Source organism: Pseudomonas sp. W2Oct36, assembly GCF_041060465.1.
GTDB lineage: Bacteria > Pseudomonadota > Gammaproteobacteria > Pseudomonadales > Pseudomonadaceae > Aquipseudomonas > Aquipseudomonas graminis_B.
The window spans coordinates 1-12,492 of record NZ_JAUERW010000016.1 but is presented as its reverse complement, the minus strand read 5'-3'; the positions used below and the strand labels follow the sequence as shown (position 1 = coordinate 12,492).

12 protein-coding genes are annotated in these 12,492 nt (G+C 61.9%); 7 read left to right on the top strand and 5 right to left on the bottom strand.

Annotated features, from left to right (window positions below):
- Positions 1–2: 2 nt before the first annotated feature.
- Complete coding sequence (locus QWI18_RS19160) at positions 3–908, bottom strand: AraC family transcriptional regulator (RefSeq protein ID WP_192130360.1); 906 nt, start codon at positions 906–908, stop codon at positions 3–5.
- A gap of 202 nt (positions 909–1,110) precedes the next feature.
- On the opposite strand from QWI18_RS19160, the gene QWI18_RS19155 reads away from it, so the two are divergent.
- Positions 1,111–1,860: a glucose 1-dehydrogenase gene (locus QWI18_RS19155; RefSeq protein WP_369319569.1), complete on the top strand. Its 750-nt coding sequence runs from the start codon at positions 1,111–1,113 to the stop codon at positions 1,858–1,860.
- A gap of 52 nt (positions 1,861–1,912) precedes the next feature.
- Here QWI18_RS19155 and mntP read toward each other — a convergent pair whose 3' ends face one another.
- Positions 1,913–2,479, bottom strand: a complete 567-nt coding sequence (gene mntP / locus QWI18_RS19150; protein ID WP_369319568.1) for a manganese efflux pump MntP — start codon at positions 2,477–2,479, stop codon at positions 1,913–1,915.
- Between the two features lie 238 nt (positions 2,480–2,717).
- Positions 2,718–4,037: an ATP-binding protein gene (locus QWI18_RS19145; protein WP_296312208.1), complete on the bottom strand. Its 1,320-nt coding sequence runs from the start codon at positions 4,035–4,037 to the stop codon at positions 2,718–2,720.
- A gap of 10 nt (positions 4,038–4,047) precedes the next feature.
- On the opposite strand from QWI18_RS19145, the gene QWI18_RS19140 reads away from it, so the two are divergent.
- Complete coding sequence (locus QWI18_RS19140) at positions 4,048–4,281, top strand: hypothetical protein (RefSeq protein ID WP_192130363.1); 234 nt, start codon at positions 4,048–4,050, stop codon at positions 4,279–4,281.
- 53 nt (positions 4,282–4,334) lie between these two features.
- On the opposite strand, the gene QWI18_RS19135 is transcribed toward QWI18_RS19140, so the two are convergent.
- Positions 4,335–6,407 (bottom strand): calcium-binding protein, encoded by a 2,073-nt coding sequence (locus tag QWI18_RS19135; RefSeq protein ID WP_369319567.1) that lies wholly within the window; start codon positions 6,405–6,407, stop codon positions 4,335–4,337.
- 391 nt (positions 6,408–6,798) lie between these two features.
- Between QWI18_RS19135 and QWI18_RS19130 the strand changes: the two genes are divergently transcribed.
- The 4 genes from QWI18_RS19130 to QWI18_RS19115 are packed head-to-tail and all read left to right on the top strand — an operon-like array spanning position 6,799 to position 10,396.
- The gene (locus tag QWI18_RS19130) at positions 6,799–7,839 is read left to right on the top strand and encodes an NAD-dependent epimerase/dehydratase family protein (protein ID WP_192130365.1); all 1,041 of its coding nucleotides are present in this window, start codon (positions 6,799–6,801) and stop codon (positions 7,837–7,839) included.
- Positions 7,839–8,597 (top strand): glycosyltransferase family 2 protein, encoded by a 759-nt coding sequence (locus tag QWI18_RS19125; protein ID WP_296315278.1) that lies wholly within the window; start codon positions 7,839–7,841, stop codon positions 8,595–8,597. The genes QWI18_RS19130 and QWI18_RS19125 overlap by 1 nt, the downstream gene beginning before the upstream one ends.
- A complete protein-coding gene (locus tag QWI18_RS19120) occupies positions 8,594–8,872 on the top strand; it encodes a lipid-A-disaccharide synthase N-terminal domain-containing protein (protein ID WP_065988912.1) in 279 nt (92 codons plus the stop codon). Before QWI18_RS19125 ends, QWI18_RS19120 begins: the two co-directional genes overlap by 4 nt.
- 3 nt (positions 8,873–8,875) lie before the next feature.
- On the top strand, positions 8,876–10,396 hold the full coding sequence (locus QWI18_RS19115; RefSeq protein WP_369319566.1) for an ArnT family glycosyltransferase: 1,521 nt from the start codon (positions 8,876–8,878) through the stop codon (positions 10,394–10,396).
- 57 nt (positions 10,397–10,453) lie between these two features.
- Here the strand turns inward: QWI18_RS19115 and QWI18_RS19110 are convergent, their stop codons facing one another.
- Positions 10,454–11,344, bottom strand: a complete 891-nt coding sequence (locus QWI18_RS19110) for an SDR family oxidoreductase (protein ID WP_369319565.1) — start codon at positions 11,342–11,344, stop codon at positions 10,454–10,456.
- Positions 11,345–11,443: 99 nt separating this feature from the next.
- Between QWI18_RS19110 and QWI18_RS19105 the strand changes: the two genes are divergently transcribed.
- Entirely contained in the window at positions 11,444–12,337 is an 894-nt protein-coding gene (locus tag QWI18_RS19105; RefSeq protein WP_369319564.1) for a helix-turn-helix transcriptional regulator, read from the top strand.
- The last annotated feature ends 155 nt before the right edge of the window (positions 12,338–12,492 follow it).

Here is a 12,492-nt window from a genome sequence, read left to right as displayed (position 1 = left end):
GGTCAGGGGGCTGCCGGTGGGGCGGTGGTCTCGCCGCTTGGGGCGAGGGGCGACTTGAACCGCGCGGCGTCCCGCAGGGGAGGCAGGCCGAACAGCCGGGCGTATTCGCGATTGAATTGCGAAGCGCTTTCGTAGCCGACCTTGTAAGCGATGGACGTGGCGTCCAGCGAATCGAACAGCAGCAACCACCGGGCGCGTAACAGGCGCAGGCGTTTTTGATACTGAATGGGTGTCATGGCTGTGACCGACTTGAAATGCCGATAAAAGGCAGCAACGCTCATCTCGGACATCAGTGCGAGGGGCTCGACGCGGAAAGGCTCGGTGTAATGCTCGCGAATCCACTGCGTCACACGGCGGATCTGTGTCATCCGGCCATCCGGGCGCGCCATGTCACGAAGGATGCCGCCCAGTGGCCCCTGCAAGGCACGATACAAAATCTCGCGTTCGATCATCGGGGCGAGGACTCCAGCGTCATGGGGACGATCGACCAGCCGCATCATCCGCACCCAAGCGTCCAGCATCTCATCCGACGTGCACACGGCCTGAAAGCACGCGCTTTGTGCTGCCCCTGGTGCCGTGTTCACCTCCATCAGCAGCGTCGCAATCACATCCAGATCAAGGGTCAGGCTGACCGCCAGATAGGGTTGATCGGCCGCTGCGGCGTGAATCTGGCCCGTGGCGGGCACGTCGACCGGCACCAGAAAATAATGGCCTGCGGTGTAGCGAAAAACCTCATCGCCTATCGACAGGCTTTTTGTGCCCTGGAGTACCAGATGCAGCATCGGCTGGTAGACCTGATCTGCGCAGGCCTCGGCGCAGACCATTGCAACGCGGGGCAGACCGGTGTCCGTCCAGGTGTTTTGGGCGCTCATCACGATGCGGCGCAGTTCTGCGATTGGATTTTCCATACCCCACCGTGGGCTACACCGCGGTGCCTGGCAAGCCATTTGAGAAGATCAGGCAAGGATGTGCTAACAACCGGCAAACGCTAGCCCGGTGGTTGGCCGAATACTGGGGGCACGCGGCTCGTTCCAGGTCCGGTGCTCACGACCGGTGCTCACCACGGACAGTAACGACGCTCAACAACACCTCATTTCAAAAGGTCACGGTATGAAACTCAACGGAAAAATCGCGGTAGTCACGGGTGCCTCGAAAGGTATCGGCGCCGGAATCGCCAAGGCGCTGGCCGCCCAGGGCGCAACGGTCATTATCAACTATGCCTCCAGCAGGGCCGACGCCGAGGGGGTGGTCACTCACATCACCGCCCAGGGCGGCTCCGCCGTCGCCGTGCAAGCGGACATGAGTCAGGGGGCTGACGTCACGCGCCTCTTCGACACGGTTCGCGAGCAGTACGGGATGCTGGACGTGCTGGTCAATAACGCAGGGGTGGCGGTGTTCCAGATGATTGACGACCTCACCGAGGAAGCCTTCCACACACAATTCAACCTGAACGTCCTCGGCTACCTGCTTGCGGTGCGAGAAGCAGTCAAGCTGATGGCGCCTGGGGCAAGCATCATCAACATCAGCTCGATCCTGAGCACCGACCCCTACCTGGCCTCCAGTGTCTACTCGGCCACCAAGGGCGCGGTCGACACCTTGAGCTTCGCCCTGGCCAGGGAACTGGGGCCGCGGGGCATCCGGGTCAATTCGATCCTGCCGGGCCACACCAACACACCCGCAACGGCCGGCCACTTTGCGGGCGAGCTGGGAGAGAAAATACTGGCGGGCACGCCATTGGGACGTTTTGGAGAGCCAGAGGACATTGCCCCTCTGGCCGTGTTTCTGGCTTCCGGCGATTCCCATTGGGTCACCGGCGAATCCATCAGGGCATCCGGCGGGGTGCGCGGCGTGGGATATTGAACCATTGGCTTGACGGCTGAAGCGCACGGTTCATGTGCGCTCATATCGTCGTTTACGCCGCCGACAAATGCTCGTAAAGAATCGTCGCGCCGACCAGCATCAGCACAATGCCGCCGATGATTTCAGCGCGTTTGCCTACCACCGTGCCCAGCACGCGGCCCAGCATCACGCCGAGGGTGACCATGACCGTTGTCGCGACACCGATGGCGGCGGCGGCCACCAGGATATTCACGTTGACGAACGCCAGACCCACGCCTACGGCCAGCGCATCGATGCTGGTGGCGAAGGCCGTCACGGCCAATATCAGGAAGGAGTGCTGGTTGGGCTTTTCTTCTTCGGCTTCTTCGTGCTTGAGGCCGTTGTAGATCATGTGCACGCCGAGTATCAGCAGAAGCGTGAAGGCAATCCAGTGATCCCAGTTCTCGACATAGGACGTGGCCGCCTGGCCGATCAGCCAGCCGATCAAGGGCGTAATGCCTTCAATCACACCGAAGATAATGCCGGTGCGCAGCGCTTCTATCAAACGAGGCTTGTGCAGGCTCGCGCCTTTACCGATGGCCGCTGCGAAAGCGTCCGTGGACATGGCCAAAGCAAGAAGGATGAGGGAAATCGGGTTCACGGTTATGTTCCAGTCGGGCTGTGAGTCAACGACGCAACCACACGCCCGACTTTAGGCATGGATGCATCGTTGGTCTCGCCAACCCGAAGGTGTTCGTGCCACGGCAGGCCGCCGAGAATGTTGACACGAACGCTCTGTGACAATGAGTCCAGAGCAGGCTACTCCCCAACAAGGGCCGCCACTATACCGCGTGAATGTGAAAGAAATGTCGACGCGTGACGTTCAGTTCAGCGAATCATCAGACGGCTTGAACCGCTTCCGACGTCGCAATACAGCCCAGGATTCTCAGATACAGACTCACCGTTGTACCCGCTCCCGGAGCCGTTTCGATGCGCGCGTCACCGCCCGACTTGATCGCAAAATCCTTTGCCTGCGCCAACCCCAGCCCCGTGCCCTGGCCGGTCGCCTTGGTCGTGAAAAGAGGCTCGAACACGCGGCCTGCTATTTCAGGGGCCATGCCGGGACCGTTGTCCCGTACGCTCACGACCAGGTAGTCGCCCTGTTGCAGCGATAAATCATCCTCCACATGCACCCAGCGCGTGGACAGATGCACCTGACCGCTACCCTTCAGGGCATCACGTGCATTGGCCAGCAGGTTCATGACGACCGCATGGAGTTGAGCTTCCAGACAGAGAACGCCCCAGCCCCATTCGGCGAGATCGAACGTGAGGTCGATGGTTTCGCTCATCGAGTGACGCATCAGCGACTGCGCACCGTGAAGGCGAGCGGTCACATCGATGCAGATCAGTTCAGGCCCGTCACCGCGCACGCTGGTCATCAAATAGCCGATCAACTGCCGACCTTGCTCAACGGCTTGCAGTCCGGTCTCGGCGAAGCGCTCCACGTCCACTGGCCGTCGGGAGCGCAGGCGGATCAATTGGAACGCAGCGCTCACGCTCTGCAGCAAATTATTGAAGTCATGGGCGATGCTCGCCGTCAGCATTCCCAGAGATGAAATGCCCCTCGCGTTATCCAGCAGCGGGGTGACTTCGTTCTGGTTCTGCTCGGCGTGTTTGAATTGGTCCTGAAGTTGCGTCAGTTGCTTCGCCCGTTGCGTGCCCAGCCAGCGGGCCTCGAGCAAGGCAGCGGCCTGCCGGGCCAGTGCCTGCAAGGCAAGGGAATGGCGTTCGCTCAGTTGCCGGGGTTGTGTGTCGATCACGCAGACAGTGCCCAGCGCCGCGCCGCTGTCCGTGACAATGGGCGCACCGGCGTAGAAACGAATATAGGGAGGACCGAGCACCAGCGGGCTGGAAGCGAAGCGAGGGTCAACGGCCGCATCTTCGACGACCAGCACCTGCGCGGGGTCCAGGATCGCGTGGCCGCAGAACGCCAGATCCCGGTGGGTTTCCTGCACCTCAAGGCCGATGCAGGCTTTGAACCACTGACGATCCCGATCGACCAGCGACACCAGCGCAATGGGCGCGTCGCACAAAGTGGTCGCCAATAGAACGATGTCGTCGAATGCCTTCTCGTTGGCACTGTCCAGCACGTCCAGGTGTTCGAGCGAGAGGACGCGCTCTTCCTCGTTGAAAGGAAAGGGGGCGGGATGGTGGGCCATCGATAAACCGGTGCTGGAAAATGTAGTCCGGCATCATGCGCTGTGCCCCGTGCTACCGCAAGGGCGGAGGCCTGTTGATGCCGAACTGGGGAAAGAAAACGACGCGCTGTCTGCTGTGCAACTCGTCGAGGCCTCGAAAGCGATCGACGCCTACGGCGCGCTGTTGGACGAGTCAGCCAAGGCGGCACCGATGCGGATCTTGAGGTCCTATAACGAGTTGGTCGATGCAGGTCACCGGCTCTAAGCGTTGAAAGAGGGGAACGCGCATCAGCCGTTCCCCTCGATGCACCCAGCCTGTCAGCCGAGGGCAACCTCGCTGGTCATGCCCACCAGGGTCACTTCCTCGGCCTGCGCAAAGATCATTTCAGTATTGCCCAGGTCCTGGGTCCAGTCGCCGGTGAGGGCGATTTCGAACCGATGGCCCTGAGCGTCCGCTTCCACATCCTTCAGGTAGGTGCGGTCCAGATCGTGGTTATAGACCATCTTCAGCGTCGTCCCGGTGCCGTCTCCGAAACCCGTGTAGCCCAATGCCGACACGTCGATTTTGTCGTTGTTGTTGGCGAACCGGTCAATCAGGTCCACGAAGCTCTGGGTGTCGGTGCGGTAGCTGTCAGTGGCTGCCGTGTAACGGAACACGTCAGCGTCATTGATGCCGTTGCGGCCGTAGACCGAAAGGTTCGGGTCGTCGCCGCCGCTCAACAGGTCGGCACCCGCGCCACCGATAATCACATCCGAGCCTCTGCCACCATCGATGCGGTCGTTACCGGCCAGGCCGTAGATGACCTCCGACATGGCGCTCCCCGTGATCACGTCCCTTCCAGCCGTTCCTTCGACGGTGGGGGCGGTGAACACCAGATTGGTGCTGTTCAATTGCCCTGTCAGGTTGCCTTCGAACGCCAGTTCAAAGCGCTGCCCGTCAGCGTTGGCATCGAAACTTTTCAGGTAGGTGCGGGTGCCCTCAGCGTTGGCCTGGATGGCCAGCGTGCCATTGTGACCGTCGCCAATGCCGGTGAAGCCCAATGCAATCAGGTCTACGCGGTCCTGGGAAGCGTCGAAGTCCAGAATCCGGTCACTGCCGGTTTCCGTAGCGGTACGGTAGCTGTCGCTGATCTGGCTGAAGCGGAAAACGTCTGCGCCGGTCCCGCCTGCCAGCACGTCACGGCCACCCCCGCCTTGCAGCAGATCGTCACCGCCCAGACCGCGGATGATCTCGGCCGTGTCGTTGCCAAGCAGGTGATTGGCCTCGCTGGAGCCATCCACATGGAATTGACCGTCCTGGCTGCCGAAGGTGGTGTCCAGGCTGCCATCGGCGTTCAGTCGAGTGATGACGTCGCCTGCGATCAGGATTTTGCCATCGGGCTGAACAACCACAGAGTGGGCATAGTTCTTCTCGCCTTGAGGCACCCGAATCGTGAGTTTGCCATCGTCGCTAAAGGAAGTGTCGAAGGAACCATCGGCATTCAGCCGCAGTACGTTGAAGGCGGTGTTGTCATTGCTCTCGCCGGCAATGATGATCTTGCCATCGGCTTGCACGGTTATCGCAGAACGGTAGTCCAGCCCCAGCGCGGTATCGAAGTACACCACGCCGTCCACGCCAAACGCGTTATCCAGGTTGCCGTCGGCTGCAAGTCGCTGAACGGCATAAACCGGATCGCCCGGGTCGTGGGGTCCGTCGGAGCCCACGTACAGCCAACTGCCGAGCAATACGCTGCCGTCGGGCTGCACAACAGTGGCGATATTGCCGGTGCCGTAACGTCCGGCAGGGTTGAGGATAAGCGCGCCTTCGGTACCGAAATCCTCCGCTGGAGCCCCGCTGCTGTCCAGCTTGAACACCACTGCTTGCGAGCTGCCGCGAGCGCTGACGTACACCGAACCGTCGGCTGTGGCGTAAATCGCCATTCCATCGGTGCTGATCGGTACATCAAGTGCTGCGGCGCCGCCTTTGCCGAACGTGGTGTCCGGAGTGCCATCCACGTTGAAGCGTTCGACTTTCAAACCGCCAGGCCCGGGCTGCGCCGACAGGACTTTGCCGTCGGCCTGGACCGCCATCACGTAGTAAGCCTCGTCTTCCGGATCCAGGCTGGCGGGCACGAGGGCAATCCCGTCCTGGCCGAAACTGTTGTCCAGGCTGCCGTCGCTGTTGAGGCGCACCGACGTGAAGCTGCCTCGCGTGCCGTAGCTTTCATCGCCGGGCGAGCCCGGATAACCAATGGCGGTCTGGAAGCTTTCGCCGCCGACGATGATCTTGCCGTCAGGCTGGAGAATGACGCTCCAGGTTTGATCGCCCCCCGTGGAGGGGTCCACCTGCACGGTCCCCGGGCCGGTTCTTACGGTGTAATCGATGGTGGGCTTGCGGTCGGTTGAAGCCATGACATTGTCCTTTTGACATGGAACTTGATGGGAATAACGCTCTCGAGTTGACCGTGTGGGCGTCAATAAATGCGATCGAGGCTGCCTGTCGGCGACAAAAACCGTCAGGGCTGCGCTAGAGCCGGTGGCCCAACGGCTCTGGGCTTCGCTCGGTCAACGTCTCGATCGCATCACGCGATGTGCCGCTCACCCCATTCACATTGCTTAAATATTGCTGTGACACAGTTTCATGTCGCTTGATCAAGCATCCGACAGCGTCAGACAGCCATCCCGGTGATCACGGGTGGTGGGCTGGCTCTGTAAAAAGGACTCATGAAATGAATGTCACGGTCTCATGCGCAGGATACGCAGCACTCACCCAGGCTCGGTGCCGCCGCTGGGCGATAGCGCAATGACGGTTCTGATCACAGGGGTGGCTGGTTTTATCGGCTTTCACATGGCCAGAAAACTGTGCCGCCAGGGCGTTCACGTGGTGGGCATCGACAACCTCAACGATTACTACAGCGTTGACCTCAAGCGTGCCCGGCTCGCACAGCTTGAACACCTCCCAGGCTTTCACTTTCAGCAAATCGACATCATCGACCAAGGCGCATTGCGTGGCCTTTTCAGCGCGTACGGCTTCAGCGAGGTGATTCATCTTGCGGCGCAGGCGGGGGTTCGCTATTCCATCGACAACCCGGCCGTGTACGCCGATGCCAACCTGGTCGGGTTTCTCAATGTCCTTGAAGCCTGCCGGGCCTACCCGGTAAAGCACCTCGTTTATGCGTCGAGCAGCTCGGTGTACGGCGCCAACACCAAGATGCCGTTCGCGGTGGGAGACGCGGTTGAGCAGCCCGTTTCCCTGTATGCCGCGACCAAGCGCGCCAACGAGCTCATGGCCTACAGCTATTCCCATCTGTACCGGATTCCGGCGACAGGCCTGCGGTTTTTTACCGCCTACGGCCCTTGGGGGCGGCCGGACATGGCGCTGTTCAAATTCACCCAGGCCGTCCTCAATGGCGACCCCATCGATATTTATAACGACGGCGAGATGGCGCGGGATTTCACCTACATCGACGACATCACGGAGTCGATGAGCCGGCTGCTGCCCAGACCGCCGCCGCTCGTTGACGGTGTCGCGCCGTGTCAGCTGTTCAACATCGGGCGAGGCGCGCCGGTGAAGCTTCTGGACTTCATTCACTGCCTGGAGTCGGCGCTGGGGATTCAGGCCAAGCGCAACTATCTACCGCTTCAGCCGGGCGACGTGTTGCAGACCTGGGCCGATGTGTCCGGCCTGGCGAAATGGATCGACTTCAGCCCCCAGGTCGGGGTGGAGCAGGGCGTCGCCGAATTCGTGCGCTGGTATTGCGATTTCTACCCCGGCAAACAGGGCCAACCGGCCAGACAGGCACAACCGGCCAGACAATCAAAACAAGCGACGCGGTGGGCGTGATGAGTGAGTCGGTGTTCGTGTCGGTGTTGATCCCGGCAAAAAATGAGGCGCAGAACCTGCCTTCATTGCTCAATGAAGTACGCGCCGCGCTGGCCGGGGAGCGCTATGAGGTGTGGGTGGTCGACGACGGCAGCACCGACGACACGCTGCGTGTGCTGCAGCAGATCAAGGCCGAAGGCTTCGAACCCCTTCGGATCCTGCACCACGATGTTTCCCTCGGGCAGAGCACGTCGATCTGGCATGCCGCCCACGCCGCCCGCGGTGAGTGGCTGGCAACGCTGGACGGCGACGGCCAGAACGACCCTGCCGATTTGCCCGGCATGCTGGCGCTGGTGCGCGATGCAGGGCAGGGCAATGACCAGAACCCACTTGAGCCACTGACCTTGGTGGCCGGGCACCGCGTCAACCGGCGAGACACTGCGAGCAAGCGCTGGGCGTCCCGTTTCGCCAATGCCTTGCGCAGCCGGCTGCTCAAGGACGCCACGCCGGACACAGGCTGCGGGCTGAAGCTGATCCATCGAGAGGCGTTTCTGCGACTGCCTTATTTCGATCACATGCACCGCTTCATCCCCGCGTTGATCCAGCGCCATCATGGCCGAATGATCGTTCATCCGGTTCACCACCGGCACCGACAGGCCGGCGTTTCCAACTACGGCAATCTGGACCGGGCGCTGGTCGGCATCCTCGACCTGTTCGGCGTCTGGTGGCTGGTGCGCCGCACGCGACTCAATACCCGGCCCGAGGAGATGAACGGATGAATTTCACCCGCGAAGCGCTTTGGCTCACGGTGGGCTTTCTCGGCCAGGCGGTCTTCACCGGCCGTTTCGTCTTGCAGTGGCTGTACAGCGAAATCAAGAAACGCAGCGTGATTCCGGTGGGCTTCTGGTACCTGAGCATGCTTGGCAGCGCATTGCTGCTGATCTACGCCATCTACCGGGAAGACCCGGTGTTCATCATCGGCCAGTCATTTGGCTTCGTGGTTTACCTGCGCAACCTGCAGCTGATTGCCAAACACAAAGATCTGAAGGAATAGCCGGTGGGCCGTGTTCATTCTCCCGCGTGGCAATGCCTGGCACTCGTGGTGCTGTCGCTGCTGCTGGTCGGCGCCGGCTTTGGCATCAGGCAGCCACTGAATGTCGACGAAGAACGTTTTCTGGGCGTCGCACTGGAAATGCTGCACAGCGGCAGTTGGCTGATTCCCCATCGGGCCGGCGAAATCTATGGCGACAAGCCGCCGTTGTTCATGTGGACGGTGGCGTTCTTCACCTGGCTGACCGGTTCGCCGTCGCTGGCACCCTTCATCCCGGGCCTGCTCTCGGCGGCCACCGCCACGGCGGTGTTGTACGACTTGGGCCGGCGCCTCTGGTGCCGCAGGGTGGGGCGCATTGCCGCGCTACTGTTTCTGGCGACTTACCAGACCTACAGCATCCTGCGCACCGGCCAGATCGACAGCTTCCTGTGCCTGTGGGTCGCGCTGGGCTTCTACGGCATGGTTCGGCACCTTCTGCTGGGGCCGGCGTGGGGCTGGTTCTACCTGGGGTGTCTGGCGATGGGCCTGGGGATCATCAGCAAGGGGGTCGGTTTTCTGCCGGCGCTGATGCTGGTCCCCTACGGCTACGCCGTGCGCAAGCGATGGCCGGGTGTGGCCGTCATGCCGGGGCAGGGGCTTCGCTGGGCGACCGGTTTTCTGCTGGTGCTGGCCGGGTGTGCGGTCTGGGTTGTCCCGCTGCTTGCCACGGTCTGGCTCAAGGGTGGCGCTGACGAAGTGGCGTACCTGAAGGAGATCCTGTTTCACCAGACCGGTGGCCGCTACGCGTCGGCGTGGGATCACCGCGAACCGTTCTGGTATTTCCTGACCGTCATCCCGCAGTACTGGCTGCCGTTGGTGCTGGCGTTGCCGTGGCTGGTGCCCGCCTGGCGTCGCCAACTGCAAAAGCACGACGCGCGGATACTACTCTTGCTGGGCTGGGTGGTCCTGGTGGTGCTGTTTTTCTGCCTGAGCACCGGCAAGCGCAAAATCTACATCTTCCCGGCGTTACCCGGCCTGGTGCTGGCCGCCGCGCCGCTGATTCCGTGGCTGCTGCGACGCTGGTTTGGCGATCGCCCGAAAGCCCGCGCCGTGTTTGGCGTGGCGGTGGTGACCTGGTTTTGCCTGTGGTTCGGCCGTGGCTTCGTGGAGCCGTTTACCGACGGACCCAATCCTCATAAGGCCCTTATGGTGGAAGCGGCCCGGCTGACTGACGGCGCCGAGCTGGTGTTGGTCGGCTGGCGGGAAGGGCATTGGCTGTTCGCGCGCCAGCCGGTGGTGCATTTCGGGTTTGCCGATCAATCCGCCGTCGAGCACGCGGCGCTCTGGCTGCGCACCCATCCATCCGCCTTTGCCCTGGTGCCCGCCGCCGAGGTTGAGCGCTGTTTTGTAGCGGGCAAGGCTCGCCAGTTGGGATCAACGTCGCGGGCCGAGTGGTTGATCGTCGGGCTCGACGCGGATGATGGTCGCTGCCAGCCGCCGGCGCCTGTTCGCGCTTATCGCTTCTCCTGGGGTTCTGACGCGTTGTAGGCCCGTTGCGCGCACGGTCCTTTCGTTAGACGCGGCAGCTCTGTCTCCACGAATCATTCACCGCTGCTGAAAACACCCTTTGAGATCCTCGATCAGCCCCGGCCCGGTCGGCACCCAGTCCAACCGTTCGCGGGTTTTGTTGCTATGGCTCGCCATGTCTCGCCCGACAAAGCTCGACAGCCAGCCGAACCTTGCCATCGCCTCGTCCGCCGGCACCGACGCAACGGGCAGGCCAAGGCCTTCGCCCAGGGTTTGGGCAATGAGGCGGAATGGGATGTGGCTTTCGGCGGTTGCATGATAGCGAGCGCCGGGCTGGTATTTTTCCAGCGCGAGACGATACAGCTGGGCAGTGTCTGAAATGTGCGCGGCGGACCAGTGATTCAGACCTTCATCGACGTAAGCCGAGACGCCTGTCTGCCGCGCGTGTCTGATGAGTTCGGTGGCCAGGCCCTGTTTGGCCGTGTCGTGGATTTGCGACAGGCGCATCACCACGACGTTGAGGCCGCGTTGTAACAGCGCCTCTGCGGCCAGTTCCGAGGCGGCCCGGGGGTTGGGATGCTCGGGATTGAAATGATCCTCATCGGCAGGCGCGCCCGGTGCCGACGAGCCCATCGGCGTCGCCGAAGTGATCAGCAGCGGGCGTTGCGAGCCGTTCAGCGCCTCGCCCAGCGCGGCAATGGCACAGGCGTCTTTCTGGCAGTTGTCAATGAAGTGGGCGAAGTCGTGATCGAACGCGGTGTGAATGACCGCGTCGCACAGATCAGCGCCCCGTCTGAGGCTGGCGAGGTCTTCAAGGGTGCCGCGACAGGGTTCGGCACCGATGGCCCGCAGTGCGTCGGCGCCGGCCTGGGAACGCGTCATCCCCATCACCTGATGACCTGCGGTGAGTAATTCCCGAGCAACCCGGGAACCGATAAAACCTGTGGAGCCGGTAAGAAATACGCGCATTGCTGAAAACTCCTTTTGCTGAAGCCGGCAGGATGCGCGTAACGTTTATCCGCTTAAAAGACGTGACGTTATCAGGGTATACGAACTAACAGGATCATCATGGCCAACCCGTCTGTTCATTTGTTGGGCACGTATCTGAAGGATTGCCGGGCGCGTCTGGATCCGGCCAGTTTCGGTTTTTCCGGCCGACGACGTACACCGGGTTTGCGCCGGGAAGAAGTCGCGCAGCGCGCCAATATCAGCGCGACCTGGTACACGTGGCTGGAGCAGGGGCGGGGCGGTGCACCCTCGGCCCAAGTGCTGAACCGGATTGCCGAAAGTCTGTTGATGACCGCACCCGAGCGCGAGCACGCTTTCATGCTCGCCTTCGGCCATCCGCCGGAAGTGGTCTACAGCGCGCCTGACGGGGTGACGCCGCGCCTGCAACGCGTCCTCGATACCCTGGCGTTCAGCCCCGCGTTTATCAAGACGGCGACGTGGGACGTGCTGGCTTGGAACACCGCAGCAGCGGCGGTCTTCACCGACTACAGCCTGCTGCCGGTTGGGCAGCGGAACATCTTGCGCCTGATGTTCTGCAACCCGCGCGCCCAGGCCCGGCAGGCAGACTGGAACGCTGTCGCGCGTTTCATCGTCGCGGCGTTTCGGGCGGACGCGACCCGCGCCGGTGCTGCTTCCGAGGTCACCCAGTTGGCTGAAGAACTGTGCACCCTGAGCCCCGAGTTTGCGGCGCTGTGGCAGGACAACGACGTGAGGCTTCAGGGCGAAGGCACCAAGCGCCTGCGCCACGATCCCCACGGAGTCATTGAGCTGGAATACTCCAATTTTGCGGTGGACGGACGACTGGACCTGTCGATGATCGTGTATAGCCCGGTCACCGCCGCCGATGCCGATCGTGTACGGGCGGTGATCGAAGACGCTGCCCGGCTAAAGCCGGCGCTTTCCGTGGGACCGGCTTTAGCCGGGAAAGCGTCGGCAGTCGCACTGCAAAATTGATGGCGTACGCACTGGCCTCTTCCCGGCTGAAGCCGGTCCTACTATGAAACCGCGTGCTCCCTGTACAGACCGTGTGAAAACCAGCTACTCAGCAGCTAACCAAAAAAAATGCCCCGATCAACTCGGGGCATTTTCCATTTATACAGAGAAGAAAA